The organism is Curtobacterium sp. PhB25, assembly GCF_004365375.1.
Classification (GTDB): Bacteria; Actinomycetota; Actinomycetes; order Actinomycetales; family Microbacteriaceae; genus Curtobacterium.
Window position 1 is genome coordinate 193,843 of sequence record NZ_SODR01000005.1, and the last position, 17,642, is coordinate 211,484.

Here is a 17,642-nt window from a genome sequence, read left to right on the forward strand (position 1 = left end):
CGCTCGACGAGTGGGCCGTTGCTGCGAGTCCGGTGAACGTACGGTCGGGACCTCTAGGATTGGTCGGGTGAGCAGAGCGGACCTGAACAAGCGGCCGGACGAGGTGGCGGCGATGTTCGACGACGTCGCGGCCAAGTACGACCTCACGAACGACATCCTGTCGGCGGGCAACGCACCGCTGTGGCGTGTCGCCACGGTGCGGGCGGTCGACCCCCAGCCCGGCGAGAAGGTCCTCGACATCGCCGCGGGCACCGGGACGAGTGCCGCGGCCTTCGCGAAGAAGGGGGCCGAGGTCAGCGCGCTCGACCTCTCCGCCGGCATGATCGCGGTCGGTCGCGAGCGGCACCCCGAGATCACCTTCGTCGAGGGCGATGCCGAGCACCTGCCCTTCGACGACGACACGTTCGACGCCGTCACGATCTCGTTCGGGCTGCGCAACGTGAACGACCCGAAGCAGGCGCTCGCCGAGATGCTGCGGGTCCTCAAGCCCGGCGGCCGAGTGGTCATCTGCGAGTTCTCGACCCCGCCGCGTGCGCTGCTGCGCCTCGGCTACGGCACCTACCTGAAGCGCGTGCTCCCGGGCATCGCGAAGCTCTCGAGCAGCAACCCCGCCGCCTACCGCTACCTCGCCGAGTCGATCGACGCGTGGCCGGACCAGCAGGTCCTCACCCAGTGGCTGCGCGGCGTCGGCTTCTCCGTGGTCGCCTACCGGAACCTCACGGCCGGTATCGTCGCACTGCACCGTGGTCGCAAGCCCGTCGCCGACACGGTGCGCGAGTCCGCGGCCCGTCGTGCGAAGGCACGCCGCGACCACCAGACCACCGGCGAGCAGCCGCGCGTCGACCCGGCCGACGACTGACCGGTCACCATCCCCCGAAGACGGAGCAGCACTTGAATCCGAGCGTCCCGGTCGCACGTCGCGCGCCGAGCCTCCGCGCCTCGCTGGGCATCGGCGAGCGGTTGTTCGCCACGCCCGCCGACCGCCGCTTCATCGCCGCCGTCGACGACGGTCTCGAACTCGTCGAGCAGGGGCTCGAGGACGCCATGCGGTCCACGGACACCCTCGCCGACACCACGAGCCGCTACCTGCTGTCCGCGGGCGGCAAGCGGATCCGTCCGACGCTGACGCTGCTCATCGCGCAGCTCGGCGACGGGGTGACCGACGCCGTGGTCAAGGCCGCCGTCAGCATCGAGACGACCCACCTGGCGTCGCTCTACCACGACGACGTCATGGACGAAGCGCCCGTCCGCCGCGGGGTCCCCGCAGCGCAGATCACGTACGGCAACAACGTCGCGATCCTGACCGGCGACCTGCTCTTCGCCCGCGCCAGCCTCATCACCGCCGACCTGGGCACCGACGGCATCCGGATGCAGGCCGAGACCTTCCAGCGCCTCTGCATGGGGCAGCTGCACGAGACCACCGGCCCGCAGCCCGACGACGACCCGGTCGAGCACTACATCCAGGTGCTCAGCGACAAGACCGGCTCGCTCATCGCGACCGCCGCCCGCGCCGGTGTCATGTTCTCCGGCGCCGACCGTGCCTACCTCGACGCCGTCGGGACCTTCGGCGAGAAGGTGGGCGTCGCCTTCCAGCTCGTCGACGACGTCATCGACCTGGCACCGGCGACGGACAAGACCGGCAAGATCGCCGGCAACGACCTCCGAGCCGGCGTCGACACGCTGCCGATGCTGCACCTGCGTCGGCACGCGGCGACCGACCCGGCGGCGCAGAACCTCGTCCTGCGCATCGAGCGCGACGTGAACGGCGCCCCGGACGACGCGGTCGGCTCCGTGCCGTACCAGTCGGCCGTCGCCGCTCTGCGTGACCACGAAGCGACCGCGTCGACGCGCACGGTCGCGGTCCGCTGGGCCCGCGAAGCCGTGGACGCCCTCGCCCCGCTGCCCGACGGCACCGTCAAGCGGGCACTCACCCGCTTCGCCGACTCCGTCGTCGACCGCAGCCGCTGAACACCACCCGCGACCGGACGACCCCACGGTCGCCGCGCGGGACGCACCACCGGGAGCACCCCACCCGAACGAACTGGAGACGATCAGTGCCCACCCTCCGAATCGCCATCGTCGGCGCCGGACCCGCCGGCATCTACGCCGCGGACATCCTGCTGCGCGAGGCCCACGGACACGACGTGTCGATCGACCTGTTCGAGCAGCTCCCCGCGCCGTACGGACTCGTTCGCTACGGCGTCGCACCCGACCACCCGCGGATCAAGGGCATCGTCAACGCCCTGCGCGACGTACTCGACCGCGGTGTCGTCCGGCTGTTCGGCAACGTCCGCTTCGGCGAGGACATCACCCTCGAGGACCTCAAGAAGCACTACAACGCGGTCGTCTTCTCGACGGGCGCGATCAAGGACGCCGACCTCGACGTCCCCGGCGTCGACCTCCGGGGCTCCTACGGTGCCGCCGACTTCGTCAGCTGGTTCGACGGCCACCCCGACTTCCCGCGCACCTGGCCGCTGACCGCGGAGAGCGTCGCGGTGATCGGGGTCGGCAACGTCGCGCTCGACGTCTCCCGCATCCTCGCGAAGCACGCCGACGACCTGCTGCCGACCGAGATCCCGGCGAACGTGTACGAGGGCCTCAAGGCGTCGCCCGTCACGGACGTCCACGTCTTCGGCCGCCGTGGTCCCGCCCAGGTCAAGTTCACGCCGCTCGAGCTCCGCGAGCTCGGCGAGGTCCGTGACGTCGACATGGTCGTCTACGACGAGGACTTCGACCACGACGAGGCGTCGAAGACCGCGATCGCCACGAACAAGCAGGTCATGGTCATCAACCGGGTGCTCGAGCAGTGGCGCACCCGCGAGACCGGCCAGGCGAGCCGGCGGCTGCACCTGCACTTCTACGCGAAGCCGACCGAGTTCGTCGGCGACGAGCAGGGCAACCTCACCGCGATCCGGTACGAGCGCACCCGGCCGAACGGCGAGGGCGGTGTCGAGGGCACGGGCGAGATCCGTGAGATCCCGATCCAGGCGGCCTACCGCGCCGTCGGCTACTTCGGTTCCCCGCTGCCCGGGCTGCCGTTCGACGAGCGCCACGGCGTCATCCCGAACCACGAGGGCCAGGTCCTCGACGACGACAACCAGCAGATCCCGGGCGTCTACGCCACCGGGTGGATCAAGCGCGGTCCGGTCGGGCTCATCGGGCACACGAAGTCCGACGCCATGGAGACCGTGCAGCACATCGTCAACGACCAGGCGAGCTGGTGGACGCCGGAGGACCCCTCCGAGGGTGCGATCCCGGCCCTGCTCCGCGAGCGTGGCGTCGAGTACACCGACCTCGAGGGCTGGCACCACCTGGACACCCACGAGCTCGCGCTCGGTGCTGCCGAGGGCCGTGAGCGCATCAAGGTCGTGCCCCGCGACGAGATGATCGACGTGTCCCTCGGTCGCGTCGACGTGCCCACGAACTGACACCGATGACCGACACGCGCCCCGTCCCGCCCACCGCGGTCCGGGGCGCGTCCGTGTCCGGCGTGCGACTGCAGGGCGTCGACGTCGCGCGGGCCGTCGCGTTGCTCGGCATGATGGCCGCGCACATCGGCGGCATCGCGGACCAGCTCGACTGGTCCGATCCCTCGACGTGGTCCGCGGTGGCGCACGGGCGCCCGTCCACGCTGTTCGCCGTCCTCGCGGGGGTGTCGATCGGGCTGACGAGCGGTCGCACGACTCCGCCAGGACCCCCGACGATCGGGCGGGTCCGGGCGCGCCTGGCGGTCCGCGCCGCGGCCGTCGTCGGCATCGGGTTCGTGCTCATCGCGTTGGACACCCCGGTCTACGTCATCCTGCCGACGTACGGGGTGCTGTTCCTGCTGGTGATCCCGGTGCTCCGGGTCCGCCCGGCGTGGCTCCTCGCCATCGCGGGCGCCTGCGCCGTACTGTCGCCGATCGTCGCCGTCGCGACCGCACCGGCCTACGCCGATTCGGGCATGGTCGGACAGCAGCTCGGCCTGGTTTACCCCGTGGTCACCTTCCTGGCGTACGTCCTGGTCGGTCTCGCCGTCGCCAGGTCCGGTCTGGGCCCACGCCGCCGGCAGGTCGCGCTCCTCGCATCCGGCGCACTGGTCGCCGCCACCGCGTACGTCGTCGGCACGGTGCTGGCGCCGCTGCCGGCCGGGGCCGCGTTCGCGTTCCCGGGCGTCCCGTACGCCGCCGAGGGCAGCACGCCGGCCGAGGCCCTCGCCCAGCTCTTCCTGTCACCGCGCGACCACTCGTCGACGACGGTCGACGTGATCGGCACCGCGGGGGTGGCGGTGGCGGTCATCGCCCTCTGCACCCTGGTGTTCGACGGGCGCGGGCGGGTCGCCGAGCGGATCGCGTTCCCGCTCGCCGCCGTCGGGTCGATGCCCCTGACGATCTACTCGGGACACCTCCTGGTGATCGCGATGCTTCCCGAGTACCCGGAGTCGGCCGAGGCGTGGGGCTGGTTCGCGCTGGGCTCGGTCGTGTTCGCGATGGTCTGGCGCCGGTTCCTCGGCCGCGGCCCGCTCGAGCGGGCCGTCGCGGCCCTGGCGTCCACCGTCCCGATGCGCTGAGCGCCCCTGCCGGGGCCGAGCCGCGCCTCCCGGTCGTCCGCTACTGCAGCGCTGCCGTGAGCCGCGCGACGTTGTCGAGCACCTTGGACCGGCGCGGACGGTCGACCCACTCGTCGAGCGTGAGCTCGAAGCTGTGCTCCTTGTAGGCGTCCTGCACCTTGCGCAGGGCGTCGACGAAGCGGTGGCCCCGGACCATCACGGAGACCTCGAGGTTCAGGCTGAACGAGCGCATGTCCATGTTGCTCGACCCGATCACCGACACCTCGTCGTCGATGGTGAAGTGCTTGGCGTGCAGGATCGTCGGTGCCCGGTACAGCCAGATCCGCACGCCGGCGCGGAGGAGTCCCTCGTAGTACGAGCGCTGCGCGTGCCACGTCATGGCGTGGTCGCCCATCTCGCCGACGAAGAGCTCGACCTCGACGCCGCGCTGGGCGGTCGTCGTGATGGCGTAGAGCATCGAGTCGTCCGGCACGAAGTACGGCGAGGTGATCGACACCTTCTTCTGCGCCGAGTAGAGCAGTGCGTTGAACAGGCGCAGGTTGTTCTCGCCGTCGAACCCGGGCCCGGACGGCACGACCTGGCAGTCGAGGGCGTCGCCGCGGTCGGCCCGCTGGACGGGGTCGCTCTCACGGAGCAGCAGTTCGTCGGTCTCGCTGTACCAGTCGGTGACGAACAGTGCGTTCAACCCCGCGACGACCGGTCCCTCGAACCGGGCGAACAGGTCCTTGTAGACCATGCCCTTCTCGATGTGCGACTTGATGTCGTACGAGGGGTCGATCAGGTTCTGCGACCCGGTGAACGCGACCGAGCCGTCGATGACCATGATCTTCCGGTGGTTGCGCAGGTCGGGGCGCTGGAACTTCCCCTGCAGTGGCAGCAGCGGGAGCATGAGGTGCCACTCGATGCCGGCGCGGTCCATGAACGCCAGCGTGTCCTTGTACCCGGGGTAGCCGCGGCTGGCCCAGTGGTCGAGCAGGAACCGGACGGTGACGCCGCGGGCCTGTGCACGGGCGAGCGCGTCGAAGAACGGTCGCGTGGTGTCGTCGAGCGTGGCGATGTAGAACTCGACGTGCACGAACCGGCGCGACTGGTCGATCGCCCGGGTCATCTCCGCGATCGACTCCTCGGAGTCGGGGTAGAGCTCCGCCGAGTTGCCGCCGACCAGCGGCATCGCGCCGAGTTCGCGGTTCAGCGTGGTGATGCTCTCGAGCCACAGCGGCCACGGGTGGTCACGGCGCACGCGTTCGATGCCCTCGGTCTGTTCGAGGATGTACGCGTTGATCTCGGTCTGCTTCTCACGCCGTGCACGCGGCAGTTTCGTCGACCCGATGACGAGGAAGACGATGAAGCCGATGTAGGGGATGAGGAAGATCGCGAGCAACCAGGCGGTCGCCGTCTGCGGCTTCCGGTTGATCGGGACGTAGATGATCGAGAAGACGCGGATCGCCAGGTCCAGCAGGACGGCCAGGACCGTGATCGCGACGGTGAGCCAGTGCTCCACGGACGTCAGCGGAAGTTGATGTACTGCAACGGGACGTCGAACTCTTCACCCTTGAGGAGCTGGATCGTGTTCTGGAGGTCGTCGCGGCTCTTCGAGGAGACCCGCAGTTCGTCGCCCTGGATCTGGCTCTTCACGGTCTTCGGGGCGTTGGCGCGCAGGAACGCGCCGATCTTCTTCGCGACGTCCTGCTCGATGCCGTTCTTGAACTTCACCTCGATGCGGTACTCCTTGCCCGAGGGGTAGGGGTCGCCGGCGTCGAGGCTCTTCAGGCTGATGTTGCGCTTGATCGCCTTGCTCTGCAGGACGTCGAGGACGGCCTTCGCGCGCTCTTCCGAGTTCGCCTTGATGAGGACGTCCTCGCCGCTGAAGGCGACCGACGCGTCCGCGCCCTTGAAGTCGTACCGCTGCTCGATCTCCTTGGCCGCCTGGTTGAGGGCGTTCTCCGCCTCCATCTTGTCGACCTTGCTGACCACGTCGAAGGAACTGTCTGCCATGCCGGACAGCCTAACGGCGGACGGGAGGGCCGGTTCGGCTCCGGCGGTCGGCTCGCGGTGGTCACGACCACCGTTCCGGATCCGCTATGCTTTTGTGCGCGCCTTCGGTTGGTGATCACACCGGCTGGGTGCGCATGGCAAGTTACCCAAGCGGCCAAAGGGATCTGACTGTAAATCAGCCGGCGTAGCCTTCGGGGGTTCGAATCCCTCACTTGCCACCATCGCGAAGCCCCGTCCGACCCGGACGGGGCTTTCGTCGTCCCTGGCAGGATCGGTGCATGGCATCCGACTGCACACCGTCCCAGTTCGCCGACCTCGCCGAGACGATCGCGCGCGAAGCGGCCACGCTCGCCGCACGACGACGGGCCGAGGGCGTCGAGGTCGCCGACCGGAAGTCGAGCATCGTCGACGTGGTCACGGCGGCGGACCGCGAGGTCGAGGCGCTCATCCGCGCCCGGATCGCCGAGGCCCGGCCGGACGACGCGTTCCACGGCGAGGAGTCCGGCTCGGCGTCGGGGGAGTCGGGCATCACCTGGGTCGTCGACCCGATCGACGGCACGGTGAACTACCTGTACGGCAGCGCCGAGTACGGCGTGAGCATCGGCGTCGTGCGGGGCTCCGCCGACCCGATGACGTGGGAGCCGATCGCCGGCATCGTGGTGGCCCCCGCGACCGGGGTGGTGTTCCGTGCCGCCGCCGGACAGGGCGCCACCCGCGACGGCGTCCCCCTGTCCGTCAGCGCTCCGGCCTCGCTCGCCGAGACACTCGTGGCGACGGGCTTCGGGTACACGGCCGACCGGCGCCGCGAGCAGGTGGCGGTGCTCGCCGGACTCATCGGCGAGGTGCGGGACATCCGGCGCGGGGGAGCGGCGTCGCTCGACTGCTGCGCGGTAGGAGCCGGGGTCGTCGACGCCTACTACGAGCGCGGGATCAACCCGTGGGACATGGCCGGCGGCTCCGTCGTCGCGCGCGAGGCCGGAGCGTCGGTCCGCATCTGGGAGGCCGGCGGCACCCGTTCCTTCCTGTTCGCGAGCCCCGCGGTGGCCGACGACCTCGAGGCGCTGCTGCGCGGGCTGGAAGCCGAGGCGCTCGGCGTCTGAGGTCCGTCGGTCCCTCGGTCTGGGGGTGCCCGGTGGACATGACCACGACTGGCGACGTGCGACGACGTTTGCTACCGTGCTCAGGTCCCGTTATCTGCTCGTTACCAACGAGCGCGCCCCTTCCCCGATCAGGATCGCCACCGCACGCATGCCCCACTCCCCACTGACGTCCGTCCCCACCGGTCCCGTCGACGCCGCCACCCCGGTCGTCCACCTGACCCGACGAGCACGGATCGAGGCGGAGCGAGCGGCTGCGAAGGGCGCTCCCGTCACGCAGGACCACGCGCAGGACGTCGCACCCGACCGTGCCGCGGGCCCGTCGTTCGACGAGGTCGTCGGGCTGACCACACCGTCGTCGGCCGCGGCTCCCGTGTCGCCGATCGACCTCGCGCCGGTGTCGCCCGCGCTGCCCGAGTCGGCGGTCCGTCCGGCCTCCCGCATCACGACGCCGCCGGCTCCCACGTCGCCGGACGTCCGCGCCACGGCGCCGCGCACCGCGACGGCTGCAGCGGAGTCCATCGCGCCCCAGCCCCGCCGTGTCATCGGCCAGGTCCCGGCGTCCCGTCGGCGGACCGGCCGTGCCGCACCGGCCGTGCAGGTCGACCGCGCCACCCGGCACATCGCGGCCAGCCGCACCGCTGCCGCGCCCGCCCCGGCTGCTGCTGCCCGGAAGCAGGGCGCCTCGTTCCGCCGTGCGGCCTCGCGCGTGACGGCCGTCGGTGCGCTCCTCTTCGTCGCCGGCCTCGTCGTCTCGACGTCACTGCCCGCCCAGGCGCTCTACGTGCCGGAGACCGGCTCGACCGCGGCCCGGTCGACGGCGAGCGGTGCGACCCAGTCGATGAGCGTCAGCGCCGCAGCCGACGGATCGACGAGCCGCGACCAGTACACGGTGTCGGACGCCACGCAGTACAAGAACGTCGACGCCTCGAGCTTCACCAACGACCCGACCGGCACGATCCAGTGGCCGTTCCTCACCGGCGTCCCGATCACCTCCGGCTTCGGCGGTCGTCAGGTCGCGGGCTGCTCGTTCTGCTCGACGAACCACATGGGCGTCGACTTCGCTCCCGGCGAGGGCACCCCGATCCGGGTCATCGCCGCCGGCACCGTCATCAAGGTCCAGGCGAACGACGGCGGCTTCGGCAACGACGTCTGGGTGGAGCACGACGTCGACGGCAAGCAGTTCGTCAGCGTGTACGGCCACATGGAGGACAACTCCTTCAAGGTGGTCACCGGTCAGCAGATCGAGGTCGGCGACGAGCTCGGTCTCGTGGGCAGCACGGGCAACTCCACGGGCCCGCACCTGCACCTCGAAGTGCACGTCGACGGGGTCCCCGTGGACCCGCTGGCGTGGCTCCAGACCAACGCGAACTAGCGGTCGCCGACGCGGCACGCCCGGGCGTCTCGCCCGGTTCCGGAGCAGCGTCGGAGGTCTGCTATCCTCGTGTGGTGCCGTTCGCGGCACATCGCCCCGATAGCTCAGTGGTAGAGCACCTCCATGGTAAGGAGGGGGTCGTCAGTTCAATCCTGACTCGGGGCTCCGACCCGGTGCGCGTGTCGCTCCGGATCTCTGGCGGGGTAGCTCAGTTGGTTAGAGCACACGACTCATAATCGTGGGGTCGCGGGTTCAAGTCCCGCCCTCGCTACAGCAAGCCCGGCGATCTGTTCGCCGGGCTTTCGTCGTTCCCGGGCTGCGTCGTTCTCGGGCTGCGTCGTTCCCGGGCTGCGTGCACAGCGGTGCGGACGCACTTCGGCTGTGCGCTGGACCAGGTGCGTGCCAGGAGGCACGTGGCGGACGCACACCGGGCCTCCCGTCCGCCCTGGGGCCGGCCCTACAGCGCGGAGTGCGACCCGGTGTCGGCCCGCGTCTGCAGCACGCCGGCCGCGCGCAGCGCGCGCTCGATCGCCGCGTTCACCTCGTGCCAGGCGGCTCGTCGCCGGCTCGCGCCGATGCTGCCGCCGGAGACGGCCGTGCCGTGTCCGCGGTGCCGCAGCGTGATCGTGGTGGACGCCCCGGTGACGGTCGTCGACAGCTCGTAGCGGCGGAACTCGCGGGACGGGTGCACGAGCGCGCCGAGCAGGATCGTCAGCAGCCGGTTGCCGGTCGTCGCGGTGAGGGTCCCGCCGGTCGACTCGACGTGGTGTCCCGCCGTGCGGAGTGCCGCGCCGGCGACCTCCATCGCGGTGCACCGGTCGCCCGTGTGCACGGCGAACTCGGTCCTGGTGTCCATGGTTGCTCCCCCGTCCCCTGATCCGGTGTCGCGACCGGACCGCCGATTCCCCCGAACCGGCCCGGCAAGCCTAGCCGATGCATCCTCAGCATCGACAGGCCCCCGGACGGGCGTCGGTAGACTGCCGACGTGTCAGTGAACCCCGAGCTCGTCGGCAGGACGTTCCCGCCGGCCCAGCCCTACCTGGTCGGTCGCGAGAAGGTGCGCGAGTTCTCGCGCGCGGTGTTCGCGACCAACCCCGTCCACCACGAACCCGACGCGGCCCGCGCCGCCGGGTACGCCGACGTCGTCGCCCCGCCGACCTTCGCGGTCGTCGTGCAGGAAGCCACGCTCGCGCAGCTGCTCGCCGAGCCGGACGCCGGCATCGACTTCTCCCGTGTCGTCCACGGCGAGCAGTCCTTCACCTACGACCGGCCCATCGTGGCCGGTGACGAACTCACCGCGACCCTGACCGTCACGAGCGTCAAGACGCTCGGCGGCAACGCGATGGTCACGGCCCAGAGCACCATGAACGACGCCTCGGGGGAGCACGTCGTCACGGCGACGTCCACCCTCGTGGTCCGAGGAGACGACGCATGACCGCCGCACCCGCCACCGCGATCGAGGTCGGCACGGTCGTCGCCGAGCGCGAGGTGCACGTCACCCGCGACTCGCTCGTCCGCTACGCCGGCGCCTCCGGTGACTTCAACCCGATCCACTACCGCGACGACGTCGCCGCCTCGGTCGGTCTGCCCGGCGTCCTCGCGCACGGCATGCTCACGATGGGCCTCGCCGTGCAGCCGGTCTCCGAGTGGCTCGGTGACAGCGGTTGGGTCGCGGGCTACGGCGTCCGCTTCACCCGCCCCGTCGTCGTGGACCCGGAGCAGGGCGCGACCATCGGCATCGTCGCCAAGGTCGGAACCGTCGACGACGACGGCCGACCGAAGCGCATCGACCTCACCGTGACCGCCGGCGGGCAGACCGTGCTCGGCAAGGCGCAGGTCACGGTGGCGTTCCGCTGACCGTGCACGAGCCGGTGCTCGCCGACCTCACGACGCTCGGCGTCGGTGGGGCGGCCGCGCGGCTGCTCACGGCCACGACGACCGACGAGCTCGTTGCCCACACGCGCACCGCATGGGACGACCACGAGTGGCTGGTCCTCGGCGGCGGCAGCAACGTGCTGGTCGCCGACTCCGGCTTCGACGGCACCGTCGTCCTGGTCCGCACCACGGGGGTGGACGCCGACACGGACGCCGACGGCGTCACCGTCCGCGTCGCCGCCGGCGAACCCTGGGACGCGTTCGTCGCCACCACCGTCGCGAACGGCTGGACCGGCCTGGAGGCCCTCAGCGGCATCCCGGGCACCGTCGGCGCCGCCCCCGTGCAGAACATCGGCGCCTACGGGGTCGAGCTCTCCGACGTGCTCACCCGGGTCGAGTTCCTCGATGCGGCCACGGGGGAGCGCACGTGGGTGCCCGCGGCCGAGCTGGCGCTCGGCTACCGCACGTCAACCCTCAAGCACGGACGCCGCGGTGTCGTGCTGACGGTCGAGTTCCGGCTCGGCACGGCGGGGGAGCACGGCGTGCCGGTGCGGTACGCCCAGCTCGCCGGTTCGCTCGGGGTCGACCTCGGTGCCCTCGTGGAACCCACGACGGTCCGTGACGAGGTCCTGCGCCTCCGCGCCTCGAAGGGCATGGTGCTCGACGCCGACGACCGGGACACCTGGAGCGCCGGGTCGTTCTTCACGAACCCGATCGTGTCCGCGGCCTTCGCCGAGACCCTCCCCGCCGACGCGCCACGGTGGCCGGCCGGCGACGACGTCAAGCTCAGCGCCGCCTGGCTCATCGAGCACGCGGGGGTGCACCGTGGCTACGCCGTGCCGGGGTCGCGCGCGGCGATCTCGTCGAAGCACACCCTGGCCCTGACCAACCGTGGCGGCGCGACGGCGGCCCAGGTGGCCGAGCTCGCGCGGTACGTGCAGGTCACGGTCCTGAACCGCTTCGGGGTGTCGCTCGTGCCGGAGCCCGTCGTGGTGGGGGACCTGCTCGACTGAGCGCACGGGCACGGGCACGACCCGGCCACGGGCCTCCCGGAACGCAGAACGGGCCACCTCGACGAGGCGGCCCGTTCTGCGTTCTGCGGGGTGTCGTGGGCGCGGGGACTACGCGAAGAACTTCGCCAGGCGGGCCACACCCTCGGCGATGTCGTCGTCGCCGAGCGCGTACGACAGGCGCAGGTAGCCGGACGGACCGAAGGCCTCGCCCGGGACGACCGCGACCTCGGCGTGCTCGAGGATCAGGTCGGCCAGCTCGAGGGTCGTCGTCGGGGTCGAGCCCGCCCACTCGCGACCGAGCAGTGCGGTGACGTCGGGGTAGACGTAGAAGGCGCCCTGCGGGGTCGGCGTGACGAAGCCCGGGATCGCGTTGAGCCCGGCGACGATGGCCTGGCGACGGCGGTCGAAGGCCTCGCGCATGGCCGCCACCGGCTCCTGCGGCCCGGTGAGCGCGGCGATCGCGGCGCGCTGGGACACGTTCGACACGTTCGACGACAGGTGCGACTGCAGGTTCGACGCGGCCTTGACCGCGTCGGCGGGACCGATGAACCAGCCGACGCGCCAGCCGGTCATCGCGTAGGTCTTCGCGACGCCGTTGACCAGGATCGTGGTGTCGGCGAGGGCCGGCACGGCGTCGAGGATGCCGGTGAAGCGGAGTCCGTCGTACACGAGGTCCTGGTAGATCTCGTCGCTGATCACCCAGATGCCGTGCTCGAGTGCCCACTCGCCGATGGCCGTGGTCTGCTCGGCGGTGTAGACGGCGCCCGTCGGGTTCGACGGCGAGCAGAACAGCAGCGCCTTCGTCTTCGGGGTGCGCGCGGCCTCGAGCTGCTCGACGGTGACGAGGTAGCCCTGGTCGCTGCCGGCGAAGACCTCGACCGGCTCGCCACCGGCCAGGCGGATGGCCTCGGGGTAGGTGGTCCAGTACGGGGCGGGGAGCAGGACCTCGTCGCCGGCGTCGACGATCGTCTGGAACGCCTGGTAGACGGCCTGCTTGCCGCCGTTGGTGACGATCACCCGCGACGGGTCGACGGTGATGCCGGACTCGCGTGCGGTCTTCTCGGCGATGGCCTGCTTCAGCTCCGGCAGACCGGTCGCCGGCGTGTACCGGTGGTTCTTCGGGTCCTGTGCGGCCTCGACCGCGGCGACGACCACGTGGTCGGGCGTGGCGAAGTCGGGCTCGCCGGCGGCGAAGGAGATGACGGGTCGGCCCGCGGCCTTCAGGGCCTTGGCCTTCGCGTCGACCTTGAGCGTCGCGGACTCGGCGATCGCCGCGATGCGGGACGCGATGCGCGGCCGATCGGTCGGCGCGGCGGCGGGGGTTGCGGTGGACTCGGGGCCGGGGGCTGCGGTGCTCACGGGTGCCAGCCTATCGGCGCGGCACGCCGTGGAGGGGGCCAAGTGGACACCGTGTGACGGACTCCCGTACACTCGACCACCGGAACACGATCGGTGACGGACGTGCTCTGAAGGGCGGTGGCTCAATTGGTAGAGCAGCGGTCTCCAAAACCGCAGGTTGCAGGTTCGAGTCCTGTCCGCCCTGCAACTCTGGAAGGGTAGAAGTTGGCGAGCAAAGACATGGAGACGACGGCGGACGACGTCGTCGCCAAGGCGAAGCAGGACCGGGCCGAGCGCCGGGGTCCGATCGCTGCCATCGTGCTCTTCATCCGTCAGGTGATCGGCGAACTGCGCAAGGTCGTGACGCCGACCCGCAAGGAGCTCTTCAGCTACACGCTGGTCGTGCTCGTCTTCGTCGTCGTGATGATGATCCTGGTGTCGATCCTCGACTTCGTGTTCGGTCTCGGCGTCGGGTACGTCTTCGGCAACGGGCCCACGGCCTGACCCGGACGTCGACTGCCGAGTGCGGCAGTCCACTGGAGTACGGTCGCCCGAGACGGTGCCGATCGTGACCAGGACCGTCCGCCATCCCGACCCGCACCACCGAACGGAAAGAATCGACTGTGTCTGACTACTCCCGCGACGACATCGACCTCGCGACGGCTGCCGAGCAGTCCTCCGAGGTCGAGGAGAACCAGGAAGGCGACGTCGAGACCGGCGAGGAGCGCTCCGCCGAGTCCGCCGAGGAGCGCGCGATCTCCGTCGAGTCCGAGGACGACGAGTCCCTCGGCATCGACGAGGAGCTGACGGCACTGCAGGAGTCCAAGGACCCCGAGGCCGACGCCGTCGTCGAGGACGCCCTCGAGATCGACTCCACCGACGAGGCCGAGGCCGCGGTGGAGGCCGTCGAGGACGAGGAAGAGATCGAACTCGAGTCCGAGACCGCCGAAGAGGCGAACGAGACCCTCGCCGCCGACGAAGCGATCGACGCCGAAGACGACGACGCCGAAGAGGCCGAGGTCGACCCGTACGAGGCCTTCAAGGTCGAGCTGCGGATGAAGCCGGGCAAGTGGTACGTCATCCACTCCTACGCGGGCTTCGAGCGCCGCGTGAAGTCGAACATCGAGAACCGCATGGTGTCGATGTCGATGGAGGAGTCGATCTACCAGGTCGAGGTCCCGATGGAGGACGTCGTCGAGATCAAGAACGGGCAGCGCAAGCTGGTCACCCGCGTCCGGATCCCCTCGTACGTGCTCGTCCGCATGGACCTCAACGAGGACTCGTGGTCCGTCGTCCGGCACACCCCCGGTGTCACCGGCTTCGTCGGCAACGCCCACAACCCGACGCCGCTCCGTTTCGACGAGGCGTTCGGCATGCTCAAGTCCCTCGTGCAGGTCGCCGAGGCCGCCCCGACCAAGGGTGGCTCGAAGTCCGGCGGTTCCCTGCAGGCGCAGCCCGCTGCCGAGGTCGACTTCGAGGTCGGCGAGACGATCACCATCAAGGAAGGCTCGTTCGCGGGCCTGCCGGGTTCGATCTCCGAGATCAAGCCGGAGAGCGGCAAGCTCACCGTCCTCGTCTCGCTGTTCGAGCGCGAGACCCCGGTCGAACTCAGCTTCGACCAGGTCACGAAGCTCTAGTCCAGGTCTCCCCATTCGGGTAGACTCATCGAGTTTGGGCCCGCACGCCTCGTGCGTGTGGGCCTTCACCGCGGTCCGGAACGGCCGGACCAGCGGGAGAGTGCACGGATCCCCGTGCGTTCGATTCCAGGAGGAAGACAAGTCATGGCACCGAAGAAGAAGGTCACGGGCCTGATCAAGCTGCAGATCAACGCGGGAGCCGCCAACCCGGCCCCGCCGATCGGTCCGGCACTCGGTCAGCACGGCGTCAACATCATGGAGTTCTGCAAGGCGTACAACGCGGCGACCGAGTCGCAGCGTGGCAACGTCGTGCCGGTCGAGATCACCGTCTACGAGGACCGTTCGTTCACGTTCGTCCTCAAGACCCCGCCGGCCGCTGAGCTCATCAAGAAGGCTGCTGGTGTGCAGAAGGGGTCCGCGACCCCGCACACGGTCAAGGTCGCGAAGATCTCGATGGACCAGGTCCGTCAGATCGCCGAGACCAAGCAGGCCGACCTGAACGCCAACGACATCGAGCAGGCCGCGAAGATCATCGCCGGCACCGCACGCTCGATGGGCATCACGGTCGAGGCCTAAGCACCGATCGGGCTCCGGCCCACACCCAGACACCTTTCCGTGGGAGAGCCGCGCCGGCTCGTCAACCACGTATCTCGCAAGGAGACCACCATGGCGAAGAAGTCCAAGGCCTACGAAGCCGCGGCCGCGAAGATCGAGGCCGACAAGTTCTACACCCCGACCGAGGCAGTCGCCCTGGCCAAGGAGACCGGCTCTGCGAAGACCGACTCCACGGTCGAGGTCGCACTGAAGCTCGGCGTCGACCCGCGCAAGGCGGACCAGATGGTCCGCGGCACGGTCATCCTGCCGCACGGCACGGGCAAGACCGCCCGCGTCATCGTGTTCGCGACGGGTGCAGCGGCCGAGGCCGCGATCGCAGCCGGCGCCGACGAGGTCGGTGGCGACGAGCTCATCGCGAAGGTCGCCGAGGGCTACACGTCCTTCGACTCCGCCGTCGCGACGCCCGAGCTCATGGGCAAGGTCGGTCGTCTCGGCAAGGTGCTCGGCCCGCGTGGCCTCATGCCGAACCCGAAGACCGGCACCGTGACCCCGAACGTGGCGCAGGCCGTCAACGACATCAAGGGCGGCAAGATCGAGTTCCGCGTCGACAAGCACGCCAACGTGCACTTCGTCGTCGGCAAGGCCTCGTTCACGCCGGAGCAGCTCGACGAGAACATCTCGACCGCGCTCGAGGAGATCAACCGCCTCAAGCCGAGCTCCTCGAAGGGCCGTTACGTCATGAAGGGCGCCGTCTCGACGACCTTCGGCCCCGGCATCCCGCTGGACGTCAACAGCATCTGAGTCCACTGACTCGCAGAAGGGCCCGCACCGGCAACGGTGCGGGCCCTTTTCGCGTGCAGGGGCGCGCGTCCCGGTAGCGTGGTCTCGTGCGCACCCTCGTGAACTCGCTCCGGTTGATCGCCGTCATCGCCGTCGTCGTCGCGATCGTCGCCCAGTGGCTCGTCAGCTCGAAGACGGACGTCTACAACCCGTGGAACTTCTTCGGCTACTTCACGATCCAGTCGAACGTCATCATCGCCGTGGCCCTGGCGGTGACCCTCGTCGCCTCGGCCCGCCGCAAGCGTGGGGATCTGCGGGTGAGCCTGCTCCGGGGCGCCGGCACGGTCTACATCGCCACGACCGGGATCGTCTACAACACCCTGCTGACCAACGTCGACGTGTCGGCGAGCGTCCAGTGGTCGAACGACGTGCTGCACAAGGTCATCCCCGCGTACGCGGTCCTCGACTGGCTGCTGTTCTCCGACCGGTCGAAGCTGCTCCTCCGCCACGTCTGGTGGTTCCTGATCTACCCGGTGGTGTGGACGATCGTCATCCTGATCCGGGGCGCGACCGACGGCTGGGTGCCGTACCCGTTCCTCGACCCGGCGCAGGGGTACGGCGTCGTGGCGATCTACTGCGTCGGCGTGGGCGTCTCGATCGGGTTGCTCGGCGTCCTGGTCGTGGGGATGAGCCGGCTGAGACTCGTCAAGGTCTGAGCTGACGGGCTACGAGCGGAAGTCGCGCAGCTTGTCGAGCACCAGGTCGGCGAGCTGCACGAGTCCGCGGATCTGGTCGTCGTCACGGTCGACCCAGCGGCACTCGGGCTCGTCGGCGACGGGGATGAAGCCGTCGTGGCGCTCCCAGACGAACAGGGTGCGGTCGGCACCGAGCACGTACTGCTGCCACCAGATCTGCCGCAGGTAGTGCCGGGGGATGCTCCGCCAGCCCTTCGCGGTGGTCTTGATCTCGGCGAGCACCACCCGCGAGCCCTGGACACCGACGCCGTCGGGGGTGGCGAGGTGCGCCCGGTTCGCAGCGGCGTGGAACAGGTGCGCCGAGGGCTGGATGCCGTGCGTGGCCGCGACCCAGGCGGCGATGTGGGGCTCGCGGTCCTTGCCGTGCTCGGTGAACGCGTTGCCGGAGAACCGTGAGCCGTAGCGCTTCTCGGTGACGACGGCCTCGACCGCGTGCAGCGAGGCGAGCCGAGCGACGTCGGTCGCGGTGATGCCCGCGGCGCGGGCTCGGAGCCAGGCGAAGCGGTCCGAGGAGTGCGCGACGATCCGCTCGGTGTGGCCGCGCAGGGCGGTGAACGCGTCGCGACCGGGGACCGCAGCCGGCGTGGCGGAGGCAGACACTGCCTCCAGGCCGGGGTCCAGGTCGCCCCACAGGGTGGGCTGCACGATCGTCACCCGTCGATTCTCCCCCCGA

Annotated in this window: 19 protein-coding genes and 4 tRNA genes; 18 read left to right on the forward strand and 5 right to left on the reverse strand. The window is 70.3% G+C overall.

Annotation, left to right across the window (positions count from 1 at the left end; translation table 11 throughout):
• The first annotated feature begins 67 nt into the window (after positions 1–67).
• The 4 genes from EDF51_RS11670 (at position 68) to EDF51_RS11685 (ending at position 4,549) form a co-directional block, all read left to right on the forward strand.
• Entirely contained in the window at positions 68–859 is a 792-nt protein-coding gene (locus tag EDF51_RS11670; protein ID WP_111084274.1) for a demethylmenaquinone methyltransferase, read from the forward strand.
• Positions 860–891: 32 nt separating this feature from the next.
• Positions 892–1,968 carry a polyprenyl synthetase family protein gene (locus EDF51_RS11675; protein WP_134194971.1) on the forward strand — a complete coding sequence of 359 codons (1,077 nt, stop codon included), beginning with the start codon at positions 892–894 and terminating at the stop codon, positions 1,966–1,968.
• 86 nt (positions 1,969–2,054) lie between these two features.
• Positions 2,055–3,428, forward strand: a complete 1,374-nt coding sequence (locus EDF51_RS11680) for an FAD-dependent oxidoreductase (RefSeq protein ID WP_132100047.1) — start codon at positions 2,055–2,057, stop codon at positions 3,426–3,428.
• A 5-nt stretch (positions 3,429–3,433) separates the two neighbouring features.
• The gene (locus EDF51_RS11685; protein WP_132100048.1) at positions 3,434–4,549 is read left to right on the forward strand and encodes a heparan-alpha-glucosaminide N-acetyltransferase domain-containing protein; all 1,116 of its coding nucleotides are present in this window, start codon (positions 3,434–3,436) and stop codon (positions 4,547–4,549) included.
• 40 nt (positions 4,550–4,589) lie between these two features.
• On the opposite strand, the gene cls is transcribed toward EDF51_RS11685, so the two are convergent.
• Together cls and EDF51_RS11695 are read right to left on the reverse strand one after the other, a co-directional pair.
• On the reverse strand, positions 4,590–6,050 hold the full coding sequence (gene cls, locus EDF51_RS11690; RefSeq protein ID WP_131879293.1) for a cardiolipin synthase: 1,461 nt from the start codon (positions 6,048–6,050) through the stop codon (positions 4,590–4,592).
• 5 nt (positions 6,051–6,055) lie between these two features.
• The gene (locus EDF51_RS11695; RefSeq protein ID WP_111084269.1) at positions 6,056–6,544 is read right to left on the reverse strand and encodes a YajQ family cyclic di-GMP-binding protein; all 489 of its coding nucleotides are present in this window, start codon (positions 6,542–6,544) and stop codon (positions 6,056–6,058) included.
• 136 nt (positions 6,545–6,680) lie between these two features.
• Here EDF51_RS11695 and EDF51_RS11700 point away from each other — a divergent pair.
• From EDF51_RS11700 to EDF51_RS11720, 5 genes are all read left to right on the forward strand, one after another.
• A tRNA-Tyr gene (locus EDF51_RS11700) sits at positions 6,681–6,765 on the forward strand.
• A gap of 57 nt (positions 6,766–6,822) precedes the next feature.
• Positions 6,823–7,644, forward strand: coding sequence for an inositol monophosphatase family protein (locus EDF51_RS11705; protein WP_131879291.1), 822 nt, complete (start codon positions 6,823–6,825; stop codon positions 7,642–7,644).
• A gap of 148 nt (positions 7,645–7,792) precedes the next feature.
• On the forward strand, positions 7,793–9,016 hold the full coding sequence (locus EDF51_RS11710; protein ID WP_131879289.1) for a M23 family metallopeptidase: 1,224 nt from the start codon (positions 7,793–7,795) through the stop codon (positions 9,014–9,016).
• 93 nt (positions 9,017–9,109) lie between these two features.
• Positions 9,110–9,181, forward strand: a tRNA-Thr gene (locus tag EDF51_RS11715).
• Between the two features lie 32 nt (positions 9,182–9,213).
• Positions 9,214–9,287: transfer RNA gene (locus EDF51_RS11720), tRNA-Met, on the forward strand.
• Between the two features lie 186 nt (positions 9,288–9,473).
• Here EDF51_RS11720 and EDF51_RS11725 read toward each other — a convergent pair.
• Positions 9,474–9,872: a hypothetical protein gene (locus EDF51_RS11725; protein ID WP_134194973.1), complete on the reverse strand. Its 399-nt coding sequence runs from the start codon at positions 9,870–9,872 to the stop codon at positions 9,474–9,476.
• A 129-nt stretch (positions 9,873–10,001) separates the two neighbouring features.
• Between EDF51_RS11725 and EDF51_RS11730 the strand changes: the two genes are divergently transcribed.
• Genes EDF51_RS11730 through EDF51_RS11740 form a run of 3 tightly spaced genes read left to right on the forward strand, consistent with a single transcriptional unit; the run spans position 10,002 to position 11,904 of the window.
• Positions 10,002–10,451, forward strand: coding sequence for a MaoC family dehydratase N-terminal domain-containing protein (locus EDF51_RS11730; protein ID WP_123292106.1), 450 nt, complete (start codon positions 10,002–10,004; stop codon positions 10,449–10,451).
• Positions 10,448–10,873: a MaoC/PaaZ C-terminal domain-containing protein gene (locus EDF51_RS11735; RefSeq protein WP_123292107.1), complete on the forward strand. Its 426-nt coding sequence runs from the start codon at positions 10,448–10,450 to the stop codon at positions 10,871–10,873. The genes EDF51_RS11730 and EDF51_RS11735 overlap by 4 nt, the downstream gene beginning before the upstream one ends.
• A 14-nt stretch (positions 10,874–10,887) precedes the next feature.
• A complete protein-coding gene (locus EDF51_RS11740) occupies positions 10,888–11,904 on the forward strand; it encodes a UDP-N-acetylmuramate dehydrogenase (RefSeq protein WP_243692435.1) in 1,017 nt (338 codons plus the stop codon).
• Between the two features lie 108 nt (positions 11,905–12,012).
• Here EDF51_RS11740 and EDF51_RS11745 read toward each other — a convergent pair whose 3' ends face one another.
• A complete protein-coding gene (locus EDF51_RS11745; protein WP_131921844.1) occupies positions 12,013–13,194 on the reverse strand; it encodes a pyridoxal phosphate-dependent aminotransferase in 1,182 nt (393 codons plus the stop codon).
• Positions 13,195–13,374: 180 nt separating this feature from the next.
• On the opposite strand from EDF51_RS11745, the gene EDF51_RS11750 reads away from it, so the two are divergent.
• The 6 genes from EDF51_RS11750 (at position 13,375) to EDF51_RS11775 (ending at position 16,930) form a co-directional block, all read left to right on the forward strand.
• A tRNA-Trp gene (locus EDF51_RS11750) sits at positions 13,375–13,447 on the forward strand.
• 20 nt (positions 13,448–13,467) lie between these two features.
• On the forward strand, positions 13,468–13,746 hold the full coding sequence (gene secE, locus EDF51_RS11755; protein ID WP_111084262.1) for a preprotein translocase subunit SecE: 279 nt from the start codon (positions 13,468–13,470) through the stop codon (positions 13,744–13,746).
• Between the two features lie 119 nt (positions 13,747–13,865).
• Positions 13,866–14,879, forward strand: a complete 1,014-nt coding sequence (gene nusG / locus EDF51_RS11760) for a transcription termination/antitermination protein NusG (protein ID WP_123672358.1) — start codon at positions 13,866–13,868, stop codon at positions 14,877–14,879.
• A gap of 144 nt (positions 14,880–15,023) precedes the next feature.
• Positions 15,024–15,455 (forward strand): 50S ribosomal protein L11, encoded by a 432-nt coding sequence (rplK, locus tag EDF51_RS11765; RefSeq protein ID WP_022906459.1) that lies wholly within the window; start codon positions 15,024–15,026, stop codon positions 15,453–15,455.
• Between the two features lie 90 nt (positions 15,456–15,545).
• Positions 15,546–16,235: a 50S ribosomal protein L1 gene (gene rplA, locus EDF51_RS11770; protein ID WP_123292110.1), complete on the forward strand. Its 690-nt coding sequence runs from the start codon at positions 15,546–15,548 to the stop codon at positions 16,233–16,235.
• Positions 16,236–16,321: 86 nt separating this feature from the next.
• Positions 16,322–16,930, forward strand: a complete 609-nt coding sequence (locus tag EDF51_RS11775) for a Pr6Pr family membrane protein (protein WP_134194975.1) — start codon at positions 16,322–16,324, stop codon at positions 16,928–16,930.
• 9 nt (positions 16,931–16,939) lie between these two features.
• Here the strand turns inward: EDF51_RS11775 and EDF51_RS11780 are convergent, their stop codons facing one another.
• Entirely contained in the window at positions 16,940–17,623 is a 684-nt protein-coding gene (locus tag EDF51_RS11780; protein WP_134194977.1) for a YqaJ viral recombinase family protein, read from the reverse strand.
• Between the last annotated feature and the right edge of the window lie 19 nt (positions 17,624–17,642).